This window comes from Pseudomonas bubulae (assembly GCF_037023725.1).
GTDB lineage: Bacteria > Pseudomonadota > Gammaproteobacteria > Pseudomonadales > Pseudomonadaceae > Aquipseudomonas > Aquipseudomonas bubulae.
On sequence record NZ_CP146077.1, the window covers coordinates 1631673 to 1648335 of the forward strand.

A 16663-nucleotide genomic window follows, 5' to 3' on the forward strand; every position below is an offset into this window, starting at 1 on the left:
GTAATAGATGCATATTTAGTAGATGCCTGATTTAACAGGCCACAAAGCTGATGGGAGAGGACTGAATGAGCAATGACGGCGTAAATGTCGGCCGGCGTCGCTTCCTCGTAGCAGCCACATCCGTGGTGGGTGCTGCAGGAGCGGTGGGGGCGGCGGTCCCGTTCGTGGGGTCGTGGTTTCCCAGTGCCAAGGCGAAAGCCGCTGGCGCACCGGTGAAAGTGAATATTGCAAAGGTTGAGCCAGGTCAGCAAATGATTGCTGAATGGCGTGGCCAGCCGGTATTCATCGTACGTCGCACCGAGGAAATCCTGGCAAATCTGAAGAAGATTGAAGGGCAGCTTGCTGACCCGGATTCCAAGCAATCTGATCAGCCTGCTTATGTAAATCCGGAGCTGCGGTCGATCAAGCCAGAAATTCTGTTGTTGATCGGTATTTGCACCCACTTGGGTTGCTCGCCTACGTTCCGTCCCGAGGTCGCGCCGGTTGATCTTGGCAAGGACTGGGTAGGCGGCTATTTCTGCCCTTGTCATGGTTCGCACTATGATCTGGCCGGCCGCGTGTACAAGGCCCAGCCAGCGCCGCTGAACCTGCCAGTGCCGCCGTACTACTATGAGACGGACAACATTGTCGTCGTTGGCCTCGATGGGGAGAACGCGTAATGAGCAAGTTCATGGATTGGGTAGATGCCCGCTTCCCCGCCACCAAAATGTGGGAAGACCACCTCAGCAAGTATTACGCTCCGAAGAACTTCAACTTCTTCTATTTCTTTGGTTCTCTCGCACTGCTCGTTCTGGTCAACCAGATCGTTACCGGTGTGTGGCTGACCATGAGCTACACGCCATCGGCAGAAGAGGCGTTTGCTTCTGTCGAATACATCATGCGTGACGTCGAATACGGTTCAATCCTGCGCTTGCTGCACTCTACCGGTGCATCGGCGTTCTTTATCGTCGTCTACCTGCACATGTTCCGCGGCCTGCTCTACGGCTCTTACCAGAAGCCCCGTGAGCTGGTCTGGCTGTTCGGCATGATGATTTATCTGGCCCTGATGGCTGAAGCCTTTATGGGTTACCTGCTGCCTTGGGGGCAAATGTCCTACTGGGGCGCCCAGGTGATCATTTCGCTGTTCGGTGCGATCCCGGTTATCGGTAACGACCTGACCCAGTGGATTCGTGGTGACTACCTGATCTCCGGTATTACCCTGAACCGCTTCTTTGCCCTTCACGTCGTGGCCTTGCCTATCGTAATCCTGGGCCTGGTGGTGCTGCACATTCTTGCCCTGCACGAAGTCGGCTCCAACAACCCGGACGGCGTGGATATCAAGAAACACAAAGACGAAAACGGCATACCGCTGGATGGCATTCCCTTCCACCCGTACTACACCGTGAAAGATATCGTCGGCGTAGTGGTATTCCTGTTTATCTTCTGCTCGATTGTGTTCTTCTTCCCGGAAATGGGTGGTTACTTCCTGGAAAAACCGAACTTTGAACAGGCTAACGCCTTTAAAACGCCGGAACACATTGCCCCTGTCTGGTACTTCACGCCGTTCTACGCGATCTTGCGTGCCATCCCGGACAAGCTGCTTGGCGTGATTGCCATGGGCGCCGCGATTGCCGTGCTGTTCGTGTTGCCGTGGCTTGACCGCAGTCCGGTCAAATCCATGCGCTACAAAGGCTGGATGAGCAAGGTATGGCTGTGGGTGTTCTGCATCTCCTTCGTGATTCTGGGTGTGCTGGGTGTCTTGGCTCCTACCCCGGGCCGCACGCTGCTGTCGCAGGTGTGTACGTTCCTGTACTTCGCCTACTTCATTCTGATGCCGTTCTACACCAGGCTTGAGAAGACCAAACCGGTTCCGGAAAGGGTGACTGGCTGATGAAAAAGCTATTTGCTGTATTGATGTTCGCGGTAATGCCTGTGTTCTCCTTTGCGGCAGAGCAAGGCGTGCAGCTCGACAAGGTCGACATCGATGTTTCTGACAAGGCGGCCCTGCAGGATGGTGCGCGTACGTTCGCCAACTACTGCATGGGTTGTCACAGTGCCAAGTTCCAGCGTTATGAGCGGGTCGCTGATGACCTGGGCATTCCCCATGAGGTCATGCTCGATAACCTGGTGTTCACCGGTGCCAAGATTGGCGACCACATGAACATCGGCATGCAGCCTAACGATGCCAAGGCCTGGTTCGGTGCTGCACCGCCTGACCTTACACTGGTGGCCCGTGTGCGTGGCACGGACTGGCTGTACAGCTACCTGCGTGCCTTTTACGAAGACCCGTCGCGCCCTTGGGGTGTGAACAACAAAGTGTTCCCGAACGTGGGCATGCCCAACGTGCTGGCACCGTTGCAGGGTCGTCAGGTTATCGGTTGCAAGCAAGTACAGATCGTCGAAGACGGCAAGAAGCAGTATGATCCGCTCACCGGCACGCCTTTGACCCATGAAGCGTGCGACCAGCTGACAGTGCTGCCAAAAACCGGCGCCCTGACTGAAGAGCAGTTCGATGAGAAGATCAAGAACCTTGTGACCTTCCTGGCCTACTCGGCCAACCCGGTGAAGCTGGAGCATCAGCGCATCGGTACTTACGTGCTGATCTACCTGGCCTTCCTTTTTGTATTCGCTTATCTGCTCAAGCGCGAATACTGGAAAGATGTGCACTGATATAGTTACACGCAATGCTGTTAATCGTGCGCGCCCAAGGGTGTCTCTGAAAAGGTAACAGTGCAGGGCGGGTGACAGGCGGGGTCAATGACCTTGCCAGTCACCTGGCCTGTGGTTATCAGAGGCTTTCCTTGGGCGCGTTCGTTTTTCCGCTCCCGATAATTTCAACAAGCGAGGAGGACCGCCATGGGCGTGACCAATCGGTTGGCCTGTTACTCCGACCCCGCCGACCACTATTCCCACCGAGTGCGCATTGTGCTCGCAGAGAAAGGTGTCAGCGCCGAGATCATCAGTGTGGAGGCGGGCCGTCAGCCGCCGAAGCTGATCGAAGTGAACCCCTACGGCAGCCTGCCAACCCTGGTCGATCGTGACCTGGCGTTGTGGGAGTCGACTGTGGTGATGGAATATCTGGATGAGCGCTATCCGCATCCGCCGCTGTTGCCGGTGTACCCGGTGGCACGGGCCAATAGCCGTCTGCTGATTCATCGTATTCAGCGCGACTGGTGTGCGCTGGTCGACCTGATTCTTGATTCGCGAACCAAGGAGCCGGCGCGCGTGCAAGCCCGCAAGGAGTTGCGCGAGAGCCTGACGGGTGTTTCTGCATTATTTGCCGACAAACCTTTTTTCCTCAGTGATGAGCAAAGTCTGGTCGACTGCTGTCTATTGCCGATACTCTGGCGTCTGCCTGTTTTGGGTATTGAATTGCCGCGGCCAGCCAAGCCGTTGCTCGACTATATGGAGCGCCAATTTGCGCGTGAGGCTTTCCAGGCGAGTCTGTCTGGTGTCGAACGCGACATGCGCTAAAGCTTTAGGAGCCCTCGATGAATTCAAGTCGACCTTATCTGGTGCGTGCGCTCTACGAGTGGATCGTTGATAACGACTGCACTCCGCACATGCTGGTTAACTCTGACTACCCCAAGGTGCAAGTGCCTGCGGGTTTTGCCAGTGACGGGCAGATTGTCCTCAATGTTTCGCCAACCGCCGTGCGTCAATTGCACATGGACAACGAAGCAGTAAGCTTTGAGGGGCGCTTTGGTGGTGTACCACACACCTTGTACGTGCCTATTGCAGCCATTCTGGGCGTTTACGCCCGTGAGAACGGTCAGGGCATGGTGTTTGACCTGGAAGAGCCTCTCGAGGCTGATGACGAGGTTGAGCCGGGTGATGATAGTCCGCCGCCAGGCTCCGAGCCGCCGCGACCTACAGGCCGGCCAAGCCTGAAAGTGGTGAAGTAATAAAAAAGGCGACCTGAAAAGGTCGCCTTTTTTGTGTCTGGCAGCCGTGGCCGTCAGTCGATGTACTCAAACAGTTTGACGATTTTCTGCACCCCGGAAACACCTTGCACCAGGCTGGTGGCGCGGGCGGCCTCCTGTTTGGTGACCAGGCCGAGCATGTAGACGATACCGTTCTCGGTGACGATTTTGATGCGTGAGCCAGGGATGGCGCTGTCAGTCAGCATCTGGGTCTTGATTTTGGTGGTCAGCCAGGCGTCGTTGTTGCGCGCCAGGATTGACGAAGGAGCCATGACCTGCAGCTCGTTGTTGACCTTTTTCACCCGCTGGACTGAAGCTGCCGCCTGTTCGGCCTGGGCCTTGAGGTCTGCACGCGGGGTCTGGCCGGCCAGCAGCACGATACCGTTGTAGCTGGTGACGACGATGTGCGAACCGGTATCCAGATCCGGATTGGCCTTGGCCACGTTCACGGCGACCTTGGTTTCGATCAGCGAGTCATCGATTTTGCTGCCGAAGGTGCGGGTGCCGCGATCATCCTCGATAGGGGTGTCGCGGGTAGCGGTCAGTACCGAGCTGCAACCGGCGGTCAGACCAAGACACAGGGTCAGGGCTACCAGGCCTAGGCGATTTAAAGTCATTCTTCACTCCCGAACAGTTGGCTGTCGATCAGATCGCACAAGCAGTGGATCGCCAGCAGGTGGACTTCTTGGATGCGTGCAGTGACGCTGGAAGGAACGCGGATCTCCACGTCCTCGGGTAGCAGCAGCGAGGCCATGCCGCCGCCATCACGGCCCGTCATTGCGACCACGATCATTTCGCGATCGTGGGCCGCCTGGATGGCCTGGATGATGTTGGCCGAGTTGCCGCTGGTGGAAATGGCCAGCAGCACGTCGCCGGGCTGGCCCAGGGCGCGGATCTGCTTGGAGAAGATTTCGTTGAAGCTGTAGTCGTTGGCGATCGAGGTGATCGTTGACGTGTCGGTGGTCAGTGCGATGGCAGGCAGGCTCGGGCGCTCGCGCTCGAAGCGGTTGAGCAGCTCGGATGAGAAGTGCTGGGCGTCGCCTGCCGACCCGCCATTGCCGCACGAGAGCATCTTGCCTTCATTGAGCAGTGCGTTAACCATCACCTGGCTGGCTTGCTCGATATGAGGGGCAAGCACTTCCATCGCCTGCTGCTTGGTGTCGATGCTGGCCTGAAAAAGCTGGCGAATCCGGGATTGCATGTCCATCTATGTGACCTTAAGTAGGGCGGCTGGTCGGGCGTGAACCAGGTGTTCCTGGGTGACTTCCCGGCACAAGAATGTGCAGCCCGCAAAGCAAAGCAAAATCGTTGAAAAAGGGAGCTGGAATCGGCCTGGCAGCGCTACTGGCTGTCAAAGGCATTCCGTAGCCAGTTCAGTCGGGGTGTTGTGCTGTCCATCGTCACCACGTCAAAGCGGCACGGGTGATTGGCCCAGCGTGTCTGTTGCTGCAAGAAATGCTGGGCGGCAAGTATCAGTTTTTGACGCTTGCGGCCGTCAATACTGGCCAGTGCGCCACCCCATTGCGCATGTTGACGGTAACGAACTTCGACGAATACTACTGTATCGCCGTCAAGCATGACCAGATCCAGCTCGCCGCGCCTGCATGCCCAGTTCTGTGCCAGCAGGCGCAAACCCTGTTGCTCAAGATGCCGCAGCGCGAGGCGCTCGGCATCCTTGCCAGTTTGCTGGCTTGAGCGTTCGGGCATCAGTTGGCGGTAGCCGGCAGGCGTTGAGGCTGGCCATTGGCGAATTCGGCCCATTGCAGTTGACGTTCTACACGTTGGGTCGGGCTCATGCTCAAGCTGCCGGACATACCGTCGATCCGGCTGTCGGGCAGGGCTTTAAGCTGGCCCAGGCTCGGTGCCAGGCGATAGGCGTCGATACCCATCGCATACAGGCGGCCCAGGCTGCCGCCTGCTTGCGGCCATTGTGCGGTCACTTGCTGGCGTAGCGGGTTGTTCGGGTCGAGGAGCCAGGGGGTCTCGCAAAAACGGATGCCGTTCATGTCGTTGTACTGGTTCTGGTCGCCGCTGGCGCTGAATACGTGGGAGGTTGCGTATACCGGCAGATCACCTGCGTACTGGTAGTTCAGCGTGGGTTTGATCTGCTGGGCCTGCTGCGGGGTCGCGGCGAGGAACAGGAACTGCATGTCCTGGCGACGCGTTGGTTCGCTCGAGCCGCCGTTTTTGCGCAGTTGCACCAGATCGGCCACTTGCTGGGCGAGGGCTACAGGTTTGTCGATATGTTCAACGCCAACGACGGTGCCGCCATGGGCTTCCCATTCCTGGCGGAATGCCTTGAGCACGCGATCGCCCCACTCACCGACCGGGACCATGGCGCCAGCGCGGGTCAGGCCGTCGGCCCGGGCGCGGCGAGCCACTTCGCGGGCTTCGTCTTCAGCCGCCAGACCGAACTGAAACAGTTGCGCCGGGCCTTGGGTGCCCTCGCTGTAGTTCAGGGCCAGGGTGGTAATCGGCAGTTGCGGGCGGCTGTTCAGTTGCTTGACCAGGTTTTTTTCCAGTGGGCCAACCACCAGTTGCACGCCGTCGGCTTGTGCCTGGCGGTAGAACTCGTCCAGCGAGGTCAGGCGCGAGCTGTCATAGAACTGAATGCTCGGCGGGTTCTGGCCGGCTTGCTGGGCCTGATAATGTGCAGCCATAAAGCCATCACGCAGTGCTTTGCTCACCGAGGCCAGTTGGCCGTCCTGTGGCAGCAGCAGGGCGATCTTGGTCAGGGGCTGGCTGGCCAGCTCCTTGAGCTTGACCAGTGGGGTCGGCAGCTGGATAGCGGCCGGGTGGGCCGGGTTCTGTGCGCGCCATTGATCAATCGCGTTCTGTTGGTCTTGCAGGGTGCCGGCGCTTTTCACCGCCAGGGCCAGGGACATCCAGCCGCTCAGTACATCATTGCCCTGGGCGTGCAGTTGCTCGGCCGGCAAGCTGGCCACCAGTGCCCAGATAGCGTCGTTGTTGCTGTTGGCGGCATCGCCGGTCAGGTTCGGGCTCAGCGCTGCGCGTTCACGGGCGGCGGCCAGGGCCTGGCCGTCAGCCTCCAGGGCGCGGGCATGCAAGGTACGGGTGCGCACTTGCAGGTCGACGGGCAGCTCGCCCAGGATCGATGTGCTTGGATGATTCAGGGCGGCGACTGCGGCCTTGGGATCATTGCGGTTCATCGCCAGTTCGGCTGCCAGGGTGTTGGCAAAAACCTGTTGTGCGGTCTTGAGCTGGTCCAGCGGGACCATGGCCAGGATCTGCGCGGCGCGGGCGTTGTTTTGCTGGCGCAGGGCAAGGTCGGCTGCCGACAGGCGCAACAGGGCGGCCTTTTCCGGATTGGTGCTCTCGGTGGCCTGCTGGAGCAATTGCTCAAGGCTGGCATCCGGGGTCCGTGGAAGTTCGCCAAGGCTGGACGAGGGCGAGCTGGCGCAAGCCGCCAGCAGGGCAGCAAGGCAGAGGGCAGTGAACAGCCGCAGGCAAGCGATCATGTAGTGTTCCTGATACTCGATCAAATGAGTTGGGAAGTGTACCCAAGCACTGGCCGGGGCGCGATGTTAGAGGCAATAAAGCCTGAATTTAGATGCGTTATGTACGTTGTGGCATTAAAAGTTTACCCGGTTGGCGTTTTGCGGCCTGCAGGGTGGGTGCGTTCATGAGGTCTCTACGCGCTACAATGGCGCCTTTAACTCTTATGAGGTGTGCGTTTTGACTGCTCCAGGTGATATGAATTCCGTTCTTGGCTCACTTTATGTGGTGGCCACGCCCATCGGTAACCTGGACGACATCAGTGCGCGTGCGCTCAAGGTATTGCGTGATGTATCGCTGATTGCGGCCGAAGACACGCGCCACTCCCTGCGCTTGATGCAGCATTTTGGTATCTCCACGCCGCTGGGTGCCTGTCACGAGCATAACGAGCGTGATGAAGGCAGTCGGTTTATCCAGCGTTTGCTGGCGGGTGAAGATGTGGCATTGATCTCGGATGCCGGTACCCCGCTGATCTCCGACCCCGGTTATCACCTCGTGCGTCAGGCGCGTGCTGCCGGGATCAAGGTCGTGCCCGTGCCGGGAGCCTGCGCCTTGATCGCCGCCTTGTCGGCTGCGGGGCTGCCTTCTGATCGCTTTATCTTTGAGGGGTTCCTGCCGGCCAAGGCGGTTGGGCGTCGTTCGCGGCTGCAATTACTTAAGGAAGAGCCGCGCACACTGATTTTTTACGAGGCCCCGCACCGTATTCTTGAGTGCCTGCAAGATCTTGAATTGGTATTCGGGCCCGAGCGCCCGGCATTGCTGGCGCGTGAGCTGACTAAAACATTCGAGACGCTCAAAGGTTTGCCCCTGTCCGAGCTGCGCGCTTTTGTTGAAAGCGACAGTAACCAGCAGCGCGGCGAGTGTGTGGTTCTGGTTGCCGGCTGGACTGCGCCAGAAACGGAAGACGCGGTCAGCAGTGAGGCAATGCGTATTCTCGACTTGCTGCTTAAAGAAATGCCGCTCAAGCGTGCTGCTGCACTTGCAGCTGAAATAACCGGTGAGCGCAAAAACGTGTTGTACCAAGTTGCACTTGAAAAGCAGAAAAGTGAGTAACAATTGATATCGGGTGATGGCACTTTGATATTTCTTTGTGTTCTAGCCCGTGGCTAAAGGCCGCAAGTCAGGCAAATCAACCTGCCTTGCGGCTTTTAACGCTTGTTCTATACGCTCTGTACAGTTAATCTTCGCGCCGGAGAGTCGATTGGACAGTCGCTGCCCTCTATGAAAATTAGGGGGGGGAGGAAAGTCCGGGCTCCATAGGGCGAAGTGCCAGGTAATGCCTGGGAGGCGTGAGCCTACGGAAAGTGCCACAGAAAATAACCGCCTAAGCGCTTCGGCGCCGGTAAGGGTGAAAAGGTGCGGTAAGAGCGCACCGCACGACTGGCAACAGTTCGTGGCTAGGTAAACCCCACTTGGAGCAAGACCAAATAGGGTCCCAAGGCGTGGCCCGCGCTGGGACCGGGTAGGTTGCTAAAGATGTCCAGTGATGGCCATCGTAGACGAATGACTGTTCACGACAGAACCCGGCTTACAGATCGACTCTCCACCTTTTTTTCTTCTGTCTGCGCTGCAGGCAGATTGCTATATTCGCAATTGCCTTATCCCCCCCTGCAATTCATCGCAAGATTATTTCCCGACGTAATGCCGAAAAGTTCTTACTCTTAACAAACTACTTTAAGTTTGAAGTCCAGAGCTTTGAATTTGCGGCGCGTCGCGGGTCAAAAAATCTCTCCGCTTACTGCTCCACGTCTATTTCCCCTCCTAAATCTCCGTTATGTAAGGGTTTTCCTGTAGGCCGCTCCTTGACGGTGGTGTGGGCGCATTCCTATAGTGTGCATAAGTGGTGAAAAGTGGCGTGAAGTGGGTTTTTTAGACGTAAAACGCTAATATTTGGAGATGCGGCCAGTGTTTCGCGGAGCCAACGCAATCAGTCTCGATGCCAAGGGCCGTCTCGCAATGCCGAGCCGGTACCGTGACGAGTTGAATTTGCGCAGTTCCGGGCAACTGATCGTGACCATTGATGCCGTTGATCCCTGCTTGTGTGTGTACCCCCTCGATGAGTGGGAGTTGATTGAAACCAAGCTTCGGGCGTTGCCTTCGCTGCGTGAAGAAAACCGCCGCTTGCAACGTCTGTTGATTGGTAACGCCGTCGACCTTGAGCTCGATGGCAGTGGTCGTTTTCTGGTACCGCCCCGCTTGCGTGAATATGCCCGACTGGACAAGCGCGCAATGCTGGTGGGCCAGCTGAACAAGTTTCAACTGTGGGACGAGGATGCTTGGGAGGCGGTTTCTGCCGCTGACCTTGCAGCCATTCAACAACCGGGCGCGATGCCTGACGAACTGCGTGATTTAATTCTGTGACTATAGATAGCGGCTTCAACCACATCACCGTACTGCTCGACGAAGCCGTAGAGGCTCTCGCCGTACGCCCTGATGGATGCTATCTGGATGGCACCTTCGGTCGCGGCGGACATAGCCGCCTGATACTCCAGAAGCTGGGCCCTGAGGGGCGTCTGCTCGGGTTCGATAAAGATCCACAAGCGATTGCCACCGGGCAAGCGCTGGCGGCCGAAGACGGCCGCTTTGTCATTGTGCAGCGCAGTTTTGCGGAAATGGGATCCGAAATTGCCGAGCGCGGTCTGGCTGGCAAGGTCGACGGCGTGTTGCTTGATCTGGGTGTCTCTTCGCCACAGCTTGACGACCCGGAGCGCGGCTTCAGCTTTATGAATGACGGCCCGCTGGACATGCGTATGGACCCTGATCGCGGTATCAGCGCGGCCGAGTTCGTCAACACTGCCTCCCAGGAGGAAATCGCCCGCGTATTCAAGGAATACGGCGAAGAGCGGTTTTCCGGTCGCATGGCCCGTGCGGTTGTCGAACGTCGCGATATCAAGCCGTTCGAGCGTACAGGCGACCTGGCCGAAGTGCTGAAAGTGGCCAACCCGGCCTGGGAGAAGGGCAAGCACCCGGCGACCCGCACTTTCCAGGGCCTGCGCATTCATGTGAACAACGAACTGGGTGACCTTGAGGCTGGCCTTGAAGCTGCCCTTGAGTCCCTGGCTATCGGCGGCCGCCTGGTCGTTATCAGCTTCCACTCGCTGGAAGACCGCATCGTCAAACTGTTTATGCGCAAACTGGTCAAGGGCGAGCCCGACAACCTGCCGCGCGGCTTGCCCGTGCAGCACGTTGCCTTCGAACCGAAGATCAAGATTCATGGTAAGGCACAGACCGCGTCCGATGCCGAACTCAAAGCCAATCCGCGCTCGCGCAGCGCTGTCATGCGCGTCGCGGAGAAGCTTCGTTGAACAAGCTCTTCGCCAAACCACTTCCCGGCGGAAGTTTTTTCATGCTGCTGTTGTTTATTGGCGTGCTGGTTTCGGCTGTGGGCGTTTCGTATAGCGCCCACTGGAACCGCCAGTTGCTCAACACCCTGTACGGGGAGCTGAGCGTACGGGACAAGGCGCAGGCCGAATGGGGCCGCCTGATTCTCGAGCAGAGCACCTGGACTGCCCATAGCCGCATCGAAACCCTGGCCAGCGAACAACTGAAGATGCGCATTCCTGGCGCAGCAGAAGTTCGAATGGTGGCGCCATGATCAAACTCGAAGGCGCGCTCTATCCGTGGCGTTTTCGTGTGGTGCTGGCATTGCTGGCACTGCTGGTAGGTGCAATCGCGTGCCAGATCGTTTATCTGCAAGTTATCGACCATGACTTCCTCAAGGGCCAGGGCGATGCTCGCAGCTTGCGGCATATCCCTATCCCTGCACACCGTGGCCTGATTACCGACCGCAATGGCGAGCCTTTGGCCGTGAGCACGCCGGTGACCACCCTGTGGGCCAATGCCAAGGAAATGCAGGTTGCCAAAGACCGTTGGCCAGCCCTGGCACACGCGCTTGGGCAAGACCCCAAGGTGCTGACCGCACGCCTGGAACAGCAAGCCAACAAAGAATTTATCTATCTGGTGCGGGGCCTGACTCCCGAGCAGGGCCAGGTGGTGCTCGACCTCAAGGTGCCGGGTGTTTATGGCATTGAAGAGTTCCGTCGTTTCTACCCTGCGGGTGAGGTGACGGCGCATATGGTCGGCTTTACCGATATCGACGATAAAGGACGCGAAGGCGTCGAACTGGCCTATGACGAATGGCTGGCCGGGGTGCCGGGCAAGCGGCAAGTGATCAAGGACCGGCGCGGGCGTCTGATCAAAGACGTGCAAGTGACCAAAAACGCCAAGGCCGGCAAGACCTTGGCGTTGTCGATTGACCTGCGCCTGCAATACCTGGCCAACCGCGAACTGCGCAATGCGCTGGTCGAGAACGGCGCCAAGGCTGGCAGCCTGGTGATCATGGATGTGAAGACCGGCGAGATTCTGGCCATGGTCAACCAACCCACCTACAACCCGAATAACCGTCGCAACCTGCAACCGGCGATGATGCGTAACCGCGCCATGATCGACGTGTTCGAGCCGGGATCGACGGTCAAACCGATCTCCATGAGTGCCGCCCTGGAAACCGGGCGCTGGAAACCCACCGACAAGGTTGAGGTGTACCCGGGCACCTTGCAGCTGGGCAAATACACCATTCGTGACGTATCGCGCACTGAAGGTCCGGTACTCGACCTGACCGGCATCCTGATCAACTCCAGTAACGTGGGGATGAGCAAGGTGGCCTTCGATATCGGCGGTGAAGCGATCTTCCGCCAGATGGCCAAGATGGGCCTGGGCCAGGACACCGGTCTGGGCTTCCCGGGCGAGCGTGTGGGCAACCTGCCCAACTACCGTGAATGGCGCAAGGCGGAAACCGCGACCCTGTCTTACGGCTACGGCGTGTCCGTGACCGCGATCCAGCTGGTGCATGCCTTCTCGGCCCTGGCCAACAACGGCAAGCTCGCTCCGCTGACCCTGCTCAAGACAGACAAGGACAAACCTGTTCAGGCCGCTCAGGTCATGCCGGAGCAAGTCGCCAAGACGCTGCAGGGCATGCTCCAGGAAGTAATCGAAAACCCGCGTGGTGTATGGCGTGCCAAGGTTCCGGCGTATCACGTCGGCGGCAAGTCGGGTACGGCGCGTAAAACCACGGGTGGTGGGGTAAAAGGCTACGCAGTGAACTCCTACCGTTCCCTGTTTGCCGGCTTTGGTCCCATGAGCGACCCGCGGTACGCGATCGTCGTGGTGATCGATGAGCCGAGCAAGGCGGGCTACTTCGGTGGTCTGGTTTCGGCACCGGTATTCAGCAAAGTCATGTCCGGCACGCTGCGTCTGATGAACGTGATCCCGGATAACCTGCCAACGGCAGCGGAGCAACAAGCAGCGGCAGCCGCTGCAGCAGCCAAAGGAGGGCGTGGCTAATGTCCCTGAGCCTGAACAAGATTTTTCCTCACGCCGGTCACGATCTGCTGATCCGTGAACTGACCCTCGACAGCCGCAATGTACGCGCAGGTGATCTGTTCCTTGCGGTGCCTGGCGGCAAGCTCGATGGTCGTGAACATATCGCTGACGCCCTTAAGCGCGGCGCTGCTGCCGTGGCCTATGAAGTGGACGGCGCTGATGTGCTGCCTATCTCTGCCGTGCCGCTGATTCCGGTCAAGGGCCTTGCGGCCCAGCTGTCGGATATCGCCGGGCGTTTTTATGGTGAGCCCAGCCGGCATCTGAATCTGGTAGGTGTCACTGGCACCAACGGCAAAACCAGCGTCACTCAGCTGGTGGCCCAGGCGCTTGACCTGCTGGGTCAGCACTGCGGCATCGTCGGCACCTTGGGCACCGGTTTTTATGGCGCGCTGCAAAGTGGCCGTCACACCACGCCAGACCCGATTGCCGTACAGGCCATGCTCGCCGACCTGAAAAAGGCCGGGGCCAAAGCGGTAGCGATGGAGGTTTCTTCCCATGGCCTGGATCAGGGTCGCGTCAGTGCGTTGGCATTTGACGTCGCCGTGCTGACCAACCTGTCCCGCGACCATCTGGATTACCACGGCACGATGGAGGCTTACGCCGCCGCCAAGGCCAAGTTGTTTGCCTGGCCGGACCTGCGCTGCCGGGTGCTGAACCTGGACGATGAATTTGGCCGCCAACTGGCCGCTGAAAAGCATGAGTCGCGCCTGATCAGCTATAGCCTTGAGGACACAGGGGCCACCCTGTACTGCCGTGATGCCATCTTTGATGATGACGGTGTGCGGGCCACCGTAGTGACGGCACAAGGCGAGCATCTGTTGCGCAGCTCGCTGCTGGGACGCTTCAACCTGAGCAACGTACTGGCTGCCGTTGGCGCCTTGCTTGGGCTGGACTACCCGCTGGACGAAATTCTCAAAGTGCTGCCCAAGCTGGAAGGCCCGGTCGGTCGCATGCAGCGTTTGGGTGGCGGCAACAAGCCGCTGGTGGTGGTCGACTACGCCCACACCCCGGATGCACTGGAAAAAGTACTGCTAGCCCTGCGCCCGCATGCCAAGGGCCAACTGCTGTGCCTGTTCGGCTGCGGCGGCGACCGTGACCGCGGCAAGCGCCCGTTGATGGCGCAAGTGGTTGAACGTTTGGCTGACGGTGTTCTGGTGACTGACGACAACCCGCGCACCGAAGCACCGGGGCAAATTTTTGATGATATTCGTGAGGGTTTTGTCGCGCCGCAGGACGTCACTTTTGTCGCCGGTCGCGGTGATGCCATTGCGCAGTTGATCGCCGGTGCCAGCGCCGCTGACGTAATCGTGCTGGCGGGTAAAGGTCATGAGGACTATCAGGAAATCAACGGCGAACGCCATGACTTCTCTGATCTGGTCGAAGCCGAAAAAGCCTTGAACACTTGGGAGGCTGCCCATGCTTAAGCCTCTGTTGCTCAGTGAAGTGGCTGCTGCCCTGCAGGGGCGTGTGGTAGATGTCGACTGCCGTTTCAGCGGGGTCAGCATCGACAGCCGGGCGATCAGCAAGGGTCAGCTGTTTATTGCGCTGACCGGCCCGCGTTTCGATGGCCACGACTACCTCAATGAAGTGGCTGCCAAGGGCGCTGTTGCCGCGCTGGTTGAGCGCGAAGTGCCGGAGTCGGCGCTGCCGCAACTGGTGGTCAAGGACACCCGCGAAGCTTTGGGTCGCCTGGGTGCGCTCAACCGTGCCGGCTACGATAAACCGGTGGCGGCGATTACCGGCTCAAGCGGCAAGACCACGGTCAAAGAAATGCTCGCCTGCATTCTGCGCACCCGTGGCCCGGTGCTGGCGACCAAGGGCAACCTGAACAACGATCTGGGCGTGCCGCTGACGCTGCTGGAACTGACAGCTGAGCACACGGCTGCGGTTATTGAGCTGGGCGCTTCACGCCTCGGCGAAATTGCCTACACCGTGGCCATGACCCAGCCCCATGTCGCCGTGCTCAACAATGCCGGTACTGCCCACGTGGGCGAGTTCGGTGGCCCGGATAAAATCGTCGAAGCTAAGGGCGAAATCATCGAAGGGCTGAAGGCTGACGGAATCGCTGTCCTGAATCTGGATGACAAGGCATTCGCCATCTGGAAGAACCGGGCAGCGGGGCGCAAGGTGCTGAGTTTTGCCTTGAACAACCCTCAAGCCGATTTTTATGCCAGCGATCTGAGCCGTGACGCTCGCGGTTGCCCGGGCTTCACCTTGCACAGCCCGCTGGGTAGCGAGCAGGTCCAACTTAACCTGTTGGGCACCCACAACGTGGCCAACGCACTGGCCGCTGCGGCAGCTGCTCACGCCCTCGGCGTGTCGCTGTTTGGTATTAAAACCGGCCTTGAAGCCGTGTTGCCGGTAAAAGGTCGCGCTGTCGCGCAATTGACCGCCGCGGGCCTGCGAATTATTGATGACACTTACAACGCAAACCCCACCTCAATGTGCGCTGCCGTTGATATACTCGCCGCCTTTTCCGGCCGCACCGTCCTGGTGCTCGGAGATATTGGCGAACTGGGTGAGTGGGCGGAGCAAGGACATCGTGAAGTAGGCGCTTATGCCGCCGACAAAGTTTCAGCGCTCTATGCGGTGGGACCCATGATGGCTCATGCCGTCACTGCTTTTGGACACCAGGCTCGTCACTTCGCCAATCAGGCTGACCTGATCAAGGCGCTTCGCGCTGAGCACGAAACAAACACCACTATTTTGATCAAGGGCTCGCGCAGCGCTGCGATGGAAAACGTCGTTGCGGCTTTGTGCGGTTCCAGCGGGGAGAAACATTAATGCTGCTGCTGCTAGCGGAGTATCTGCAACAGTTCCATAAAGGCTTCGCGGTCTTCCAGTACCTGTCCCTGCGCGGGATCCTCGGGGTGCTGACCGCGTTGACCTTGTCGCTGTGTCTGGGGCCGTGGATGATCCGCACCCTGCAAAACCGTCAGATCGGCCAGTCGGTACGTAATGACGGCCCACAATCGCACCTGTCCAAATCGGGCACTCCGACCATGGGCGGTGCGTTGATCCTGTCAGCCATCGCCATCAGCACCCTGTTGTGGGCTGACCTGAGCAACCGTTATGTGTGGGTCGTGCTGATCGTGACCCTGTTGTTCGGCGCCATCGGCTGGGTGGATGACTACCGCAAGGTAATCGAAAAAAACTCCCGTGGCTTGCCAAGCCGCTGGAAGTATTTCTGGCAGTCGGTGTTCGGTCTGGGCGCGGCGATCTTCTTGTACGTGACAGCGCCAAGCGCGGTAGAAACCACGCTGATCCTGCCCATCCTCAAGGACGCCAGCATTCCGCTGGGCATTGGCTTTGTTGTTCTCACCTACTTTGTGATCGTGGGTTCGAGCAATGCGGTCAACCTGACTGACGGCCTCGATGGCCTGGCGATCATGCCCACCGTGATGGTCGGCGGTGCGCTGGGTATCTTCTGCTACCTGTCGGGCAACGTGAAATTTGCCGACTACCTGCTGATCCCTTATGTACCGGGCGCGGGTGAGTTGATTGTGTTCTGCGGCGCATTGATTGGCGCCGGTCTCGGGTTCCTGTGGTTCAACACCTACCCGGCACAAGTCTTTATGGGTGATGTTGGCGCACTGGCGCTGGGCGCAGCTCTGGGCACTATCGCCGTGATCGTGCGCCAGGAAATCGTGTTGTTCATCATGGGCGGTGTGTTCGTGATGGAAACCCTGTCCGTGGTGATCCAGGTAGCGTCCTTCAAGTTGACCGGCAAGCGGGTGTTCCGTATGGCGCCGATTCATCACCACTTTGAACTCAAAGGCTGGCCTGAGCCACGTGTGATCGTCCGCTTCTGGATCATTACCGTGATTCTCGTACTGGTCGGCCTTGCCACACTGAAGCTGAGGTAG

At 58.8% G+C, this 16663-nt stretch carries 17 protein-coding genes and 1 other RNA gene; 14 read left to right on the top strand and 4 right to left on the bottom strand.

The genetic code is table 11. The annotated features are described in order from the left end of the window. Positions 1-65: 65 nt before the first annotated feature. From petA to V6L81_RS07610, 5 genes are all read left to right on the top strand, one after another. Complete coding sequence (gene petA, locus V6L81_RS07590; RefSeq protein ID WP_083369776.1) at positions 66-659, top strand: ubiquinol-cytochrome c reductase iron-sulfur subunit; 594 nt, start codon at positions 66-68, stop codon at positions 657-659. Continuing rightward, entirely contained in the window at positions 659-1870 is a 1212-nt protein-coding gene (locus V6L81_RS07595; RefSeq protein ID WP_016779512.1) for a cytochrome bc complex cytochrome b subunit, read from the top strand. Before petA ends, V6L81_RS07595 begins: the two co-directional genes overlap by 1 nt. After that, positions 1870-2649 carry a cytochrome c1 gene (locus V6L81_RS07600; RefSeq protein ID WP_095020341.1) on the top strand — a complete coding sequence of 260 codons (780 nt, stop codon included), beginning with the start codon at positions 1870-1872 and terminating at the stop codon, positions 2647-2649. Before V6L81_RS07595 ends, V6L81_RS07600 begins: the two co-directional genes overlap by 1 nt. A 186-nt stretch (positions 2650-2835) precedes the next feature. Next, positions 2836-3453, top strand: a complete 618-nt coding sequence (locus V6L81_RS07605; protein ID WP_016779514.1) for a glutathione S-transferase N-terminal domain-containing protein — start codon at positions 2836-2838, stop codon at positions 3451-3453. A 17-nt stretch (positions 3454-3470) separates the two neighbouring features. Beyond that, on the top strand, positions 3471-3884 hold the full coding sequence (locus tag V6L81_RS07610) for a ClpXP protease specificity-enhancing factor (RefSeq protein WP_095001547.1): 414 nt from the start codon (positions 3471-3473) through the stop codon (positions 3882-3884). Between the two features lie 53 nt (positions 3885-3937). Here the strand turns inward: V6L81_RS07610 and V6L81_RS07615 are convergent, their stop codons facing one another. From V6L81_RS07615 to V6L81_RS07630, 4 genes are all read right to left on the bottom strand, one after another. Beyond that, positions 3938-4519, bottom strand: coding sequence for a BON domain-containing protein (locus tag V6L81_RS07615; RefSeq protein WP_095001546.1), 582 nt, complete (start codon positions 4517-4519; stop codon positions 3938-3940). Beyond that, positions 4516-5109 (bottom strand): phosphoheptose isomerase, encoded by a 594-nt coding sequence (locus tag V6L81_RS07620; protein WP_095001545.1) that lies wholly within the window; start codon positions 5107-5109, stop codon positions 4516-4518. The genes V6L81_RS07615 and V6L81_RS07620 overlap by 4 nt, the downstream gene beginning before the upstream one ends. A 134-nt stretch (positions 5110-5243) precedes the next feature. Beyond that, entirely contained in the window at positions 5244-5609 is a 366-nt protein-coding gene (locus tag V6L81_RS07625) for a YraN family protein (protein WP_095001544.1), read from the bottom strand. Then, positions 5609-7381, bottom strand: a complete 1773-nt coding sequence (locus V6L81_RS07630) for a penicillin-binding protein activator (protein WP_338660588.1) — start codon at positions 7379-7381, stop codon at positions 5609-5611. Before V6L81_RS07630 ends, V6L81_RS07625 begins: the two co-directional genes overlap by 1 nt. A 235-nt stretch (positions 7382-7616) precedes the next feature. Between V6L81_RS07630 and rsmI the strand changes: the two genes are divergently transcribed. From rsmI to mraY, 9 genes are all read left to right on the top strand, one after another. Further along, positions 7617-8471, top strand: a complete 855-nt coding sequence (gene rsmI / locus V6L81_RS07635; RefSeq protein ID WP_095001542.1) for a 16S rRNA (cytidine(1402)-2'-O)-methyltransferase — start codon at positions 7617-7619, stop codon at positions 8469-8471. Between the two features lie 140 nt (positions 8472-8611). Continuing rightward, positions 8612-8965, top strand: an RNA gene (gene rnpB, locus V6L81_RS07640) — RNase P RNA component class A. Positions 8966-9323: 358 nt separating this feature from the next. Then, the gene (gene mraZ, locus V6L81_RS07645; RefSeq protein ID WP_095001541.1) at positions 9324-9779 is read left to right on the top strand and encodes a division/cell wall cluster transcriptional repressor MraZ; all 456 of its coding nucleotides are present in this window, start codon (positions 9324-9326) and stop codon (positions 9777-9779) included. Then, entirely contained in the window at positions 9776-10723 is a 948-nt protein-coding gene (gene rsmH, locus V6L81_RS07650; RefSeq protein WP_165446504.1) for a 16S rRNA (cytosine(1402)-N(4))-methyltransferase RsmH, read from the top strand. Before mraZ ends, rsmH begins: the two co-directional genes overlap by 4 nt. Then, positions 10720-11013 (top strand): cell division protein FtsL, encoded by a 294-nt coding sequence (gene ftsL, locus V6L81_RS07655; protein ID WP_019823808.1) that lies wholly within the window; start codon positions 10720-10722, stop codon positions 11011-11013. Before rsmH ends, ftsL begins: the two co-directional genes overlap by 4 nt. Continuing rightward, complete coding sequence (locus tag V6L81_RS07660; RefSeq protein WP_095018295.1) at positions 11010-12758, top strand: penicillin-binding protein 2; 1749 nt, start codon at positions 11010-11012, stop codon at positions 12756-12758. The genes ftsL and V6L81_RS07660 overlap by 4 nt, the downstream gene beginning before the upstream one ends. Further along, on the top strand, positions 12758-14221 hold the full coding sequence (locus tag V6L81_RS07665) for a UDP-N-acetylmuramoyl-L-alanyl-D-glutamate--2,6-diaminopimelate ligase (RefSeq protein WP_095018296.1): 1464 nt from the start codon (positions 12758-12760) through the stop codon (positions 14219-14221). The genes V6L81_RS07660 and V6L81_RS07665 overlap by 1 nt, the downstream gene beginning before the upstream one ends. Next, the gene (murF, locus tag V6L81_RS07670; protein ID WP_296300832.1) at positions 14214-15581 is read left to right on the top strand and encodes a UDP-N-acetylmuramoyl-tripeptide--D-alanyl-D-alanine ligase; all 1368 of its coding nucleotides are present in this window, start codon (positions 14214-14216) and stop codon (positions 15579-15581) included. Before V6L81_RS07665 ends, murF begins: the two co-directional genes overlap by 8 nt. Then, positions 15581-16663 carry a phospho-N-acetylmuramoyl-pentapeptide-transferase gene (mraY, locus tag V6L81_RS07675; RefSeq protein ID WP_095001537.1) on the top strand — a complete coding sequence of 361 codons (1083 nt, stop codon included), beginning with the start codon at positions 15581-15583 and terminating at the stop codon, positions 16661-16663. Before murF ends, mraY begins: the two co-directional genes overlap by 1 nt.

Excerpts from the sequence above, each read along its gene's own strand:
- V6L81_RS07615 (WP_095001546.1), bottom strand. The coding sequence starts at position 4,519 with ATGACTTTAAATCGCCTAGGCCTGGTAGCCCTGACCCTGTGTCTTGGT.
- V6L81_RS07665 (WP_095018296.1), top strand. The coding sequence starts at position 12,758 with ATGTCCCTGAGCCTGAACAAGATTTTTCCTCACGCCGGTCACGATCTG.
- petA (WP_083369776.1), top strand. The coding sequence starts at position 66 with ATGAGCAATGACGGCGTAAATGTCGGCCGGCGTCGCTTCCTCGTAGCA.
- V6L81_RS07595 (WP_016779512.1), top strand. The coding sequence starts at position 659 with ATGAGCAAGTTCATGGATTGGGTAGATGCCCGCTTCCCCGCCACCAAA.
- V6L81_RS07610 (WP_095001547.1), top strand. The coding sequence starts at position 3,471 with ATGAATTCAAGTCGACCTTATCTGGTGCGTGCGCTCTACGAGTGGATC.
- V6L81_RS07660 (WP_095018295.1), top strand. The coding sequence starts at position 11,010 with ATGATCAAACTCGAAGGCGCGCTCTATCCGTGGCGTTTTCGTGTGGTG.
- V6L81_RS07620 (WP_095001545.1), bottom strand. The coding sequence starts at position 5,109 with ATGGACATGCAATCCCGGATTCGCCAGCTTTTTCAGGCCAGCATCGAC.
- V6L81_RS07630 (WP_338660588.1), bottom strand. The coding sequence starts at position 7,381 with ATGATCGCTTGCCTGCGGCTGTTCACTGCCCTCTGCCTTGCTGCCCTG.
- V6L81_RS07600 (WP_095020341.1), top strand. The coding sequence starts at position 1,870 with ATGAAAAAGCTATTTGCTGTATTGATGTTCGCGGTAATGCCTGTGTTC.
- V6L81_RS07625 (WP_095001544.1), bottom strand. The coding sequence starts at position 5,609 with ATGCCCGAACGCTCAAGCCAGCAAACTGGCAAGGATGCCGAGCGCCTC.
- murF (WP_296300832.1), top strand. The coding sequence starts at position 14,214 with ATGCTTAAGCCTCTGTTGCTCAGTGAAGTGGCTGCTGCCCTGCAGGGG.
- rsmI (WP_095001542.1), top strand. The coding sequence starts at position 7,617 with ATGAATTCCGTTCTTGGCTCACTTTATGTGGTGGCCACGCCCATCGGT.
- mraY (WP_095001537.1), top strand. The coding sequence starts at position 15,581 with ATGCTGCTGCTGCTAGCGGAGTATCTGCAACAGTTCCATAAAGGCTTC.
- V6L81_RS07605 (WP_016779514.1), top strand. The coding sequence starts at position 2,836 with ATGGGCGTGACCAATCGGTTGGCCTGTTACTCCGACCCCGCCGACCAC.